Origin of the sequence: Alistipes sp. (assembly GCF_048465575.1) — a bacterium.
Lineage (GTDB): Bacteria > Bacteroidota > Bacteroidia > Bacteroidales > Rikenellaceae > Alistipes.
Map to the genome: position 1 here is coordinate 1 of NZ_DBFWLG010000025.1, position 2,390 is coordinate 2,390.

Genomic DNA, 2,390 nt, shown 5'->3' on the forward strand with positions numbered 1-2,390 from the left:
TTTTATTTTTTTATGTTTATATGACTTTATGTTTTTTATTTTTTTATGTCTTTATTTTGTATATTTGTATAGAGTGGCTATTAAATAATTATAATTTGGGGGGATTTTTTGTACGAATTGGCTTTATAACAATTTTGTTTTTATAGATTATTGCCTCTACGGTTTGATTCGGGGAAAATGCTGTGTAAGGTATTACACAATCTGAGATTAGATCGAAGGAACTGTTAAGCTTAAAGACACTTACAGCCCGTAAAGATTTATTTTTTCTTTTCATTTTCATGATGTGGCCAGCCTTTCCAGCCACTCTATACCAATACATTATAACATACTCATCTAAAATTATATAGTAAATTATCACCTCCAATCATAAGTAGCCATATGGCTACCTATGATTTTCTTATTATATACAAGCAGCCAATTAGGAAAACTAAAGATACAGAAAAAATTCTTATTGCCTGTAACTCATAGTGTATTCGCGGCACTATACCACGTTTTTTCATTTTTTTGATTATTAATTCATATTCACTCACACTCTCACCCCCATTTACCAATTTAGCCCAATTCGTTCCAACTGTCAATAGTCCAATTTGTTCTAACGTATAATAACATGAGCTTATTAGATTGGAGTTGTCGTATGAGATATAGAAGACTACAAGATTTAAGAGAAGAGCAGGACTGGAACCAAACATATGTAGCACACTGTATACATATTTCACAGCGGGCCTACTCACATTATGAAAACGGAACTCGATCTCTCCCTACCGAAATATTATCCGAACTTGCTGACCTATACAAAACCAGTACTGATTATATCATTGAACGAACTGATACGAAAAAACCATATCCTAAAAAGAATACATGAGCGGCTTCTGCAGCCGCTTATTTTTATCCGGATCAGCCTGGGTAATGTAGCCCTAGTCAGATCGGATTGCATGACCAAACCCACACCTACACAGAATTATAAGCTGAAAGGAACTTAGCAGATGCTCAATCCTTCACCTGTTCTGATTCCTCGTCTTCTCCTGGTGGAGCCATATGGCTCCATCCCTCATTTTCCATTCTTTGGTAGATAGCCTTAATTATATAAATGTTAAGGCTCTCCTTCGCTGCAGCTGCAGCCTCTTCTATTTCTTTTTTTCCCCCTTTTTTTATAAAAGGGTACAATCTATCATAATTTTTGCTATTATTTTTATTCTTAGCTCTGGTGCTGGCCTTTGCCATCCCATTATTCCGAGTATCCGGCATTTTAATTTTACCCACCTCCCGCCTTATGCAAGTATAACATTGGTTATTAAGTTACGCAAGTATACAACATTTACAAATATACTTGCGTAACTTTGTGACAATCATCCATAGATTACATACTTGCGCAAGTATATAATAGGTATTAATAAAAAATTGGAAGGAGCCTGGATATGTCAATGAACAGAGACAAGAAATCCGGAAACTTGCAAGCTGCGCCAGAAAAAAAGCATTATATATGGTAAATGTTCCTGGCCAAATCTACAAATCACTATAAGGAGGGTATTATGAAATTAATTGCAAAAACAGAAGGCACAAAATTATATGATTTGGAAAATGGATATTATATATCTCAGGAGCATTGTTCATGGGCTCCGCAGGGCTACAGGCTTATGATCCGTCCTATGGGAGATCGCTATTTACCCTCAATCTTTACCGAATCGGAAAAGGATATACCTACTTTCGTGATTCAAACAACCAGTTACGGCTCTCTTCCACCAACGGAGATAAAAAAGGTAATTGCAGGATTTCAGATAGCACTCGATACCATAGATATGACTAAGAAATTATTGGAGATCTAAAACATTATGGCATTCTCAAAGATATTAGAGACGGAAACAAGTATAGTTGTTGGGCTACTTGGAAACTCGACAGAAGATAATTTAGATTATAAAAGCGTATTAAAGATAGCACAGTTTTATAATATAAAAATAGAACCGGACAAATTTGGATACCATTTTATAACCTCTAATGGAGTTATAAAAAAAGGGTATGCTCATGTCAACAATTATAATGACTTTTTAGAAATATTTAAGTAAGGCCGGTTTGAAAGTAATGTAACTTTTATTTTTTTCATCAAAGGAGGAATATGTATGCCATTCATAAGCGGTGCCAAATGCGCTAAATGCGGCCGTATATCTTATTATAAGTCTATACGTACTAAAAAAGATATGACCCGTGATTTAAGAAAATTAGGCTGGAGCATTGGACAAGATACCAAATGTCCCAACTGCCGGCCAGGAGCTGGAAAATCTCCAGTCCTCGACCAATCATAATTAATAATTATTTCAAGGAACTGCTAAAAATAGTAAAATCATCTATTTGGGTAGTTTCTTTTTTTGTTTATTTGTTTATTTGTTTTTTTATAT

At 34.7% G+C, this 2,390-nt stretch carries 4 protein-coding genes; 3 read left to right on the forward strand and 1 reads right to left on the reverse strand.

Going from position 1 to position 2,390, the window contains the following annotated elements:
• The first annotated feature begins 634 nt into the window (after positions 1-634).
• Positions 635-862 (forward strand): helix-turn-helix domain-containing protein, encoded by a 228-nt coding sequence (locus ACMQ11_RS07645; protein ID WP_418992173.1) that lies wholly within the window; start codon positions 635-637, stop codon positions 860-862.
• A gap of 125 nt (positions 863-987) precedes the next feature.
• On the opposite strand, the gene ACMQ11_RS07650 is transcribed toward ACMQ11_RS07645, so the two are convergent.
• Entirely contained in the window at positions 988-1,221 is a 234-nt protein-coding gene (locus tag ACMQ11_RS07650) for a hypothetical protein (protein WP_418992174.1), read from the reverse strand.
• Between the two features lie 308 nt (positions 1,222-1,529).
• Between ACMQ11_RS07650 and ACMQ11_RS07655 the strand changes: the two genes are divergently transcribed.
• The gene (locus ACMQ11_RS07655) at positions 1,530-1,823 is read left to right on the forward strand and encodes a hypothetical protein (RefSeq protein WP_412350023.1); all 294 of its coding nucleotides are present in this window, start codon (positions 1,530-1,532) and stop codon (positions 1,821-1,823) included.
• 6 nt (positions 1,824-1,829) lie between these two features.
• A complete protein-coding gene (locus ACMQ11_RS07660; protein ID WP_412350022.1) occupies positions 1,830-2,060 on the forward strand; it encodes a hypothetical protein in 231 nt (76 codons plus the stop codon).
• The last annotated feature ends 330 nt before the right edge of the window (positions 2,061-2,390 follow it).

Coding starts and splice junctions, on each gene's coding strand:
- ACMQ11_RS07645 (WP_418992173.1), top strand. CDS start 635: ATGAGATATAGAAGACTACAAGATTTAAGAGAAGAGCAGGACTGGAAC.
- ACMQ11_RS07660 (WP_412350022.1), top strand. CDS start 1,830: ATGGCATTCTCAAAGATATTAGAGACGGAAACAAGTATAGTTGTTGGG.
- ACMQ11_RS07650 (WP_418992174.1), bottom strand. CDS start 1,221: ATGGCAAAGGCCAGCACCAGAGCTAAGAATAAAAATAATAGCAAAAAT.
- ACMQ11_RS07655 (WP_412350023.1), top strand. CDS start 1,530: ATGAAATTAATTGCAAAAACAGAAGGCACAAAATTATATGATTTGGAA.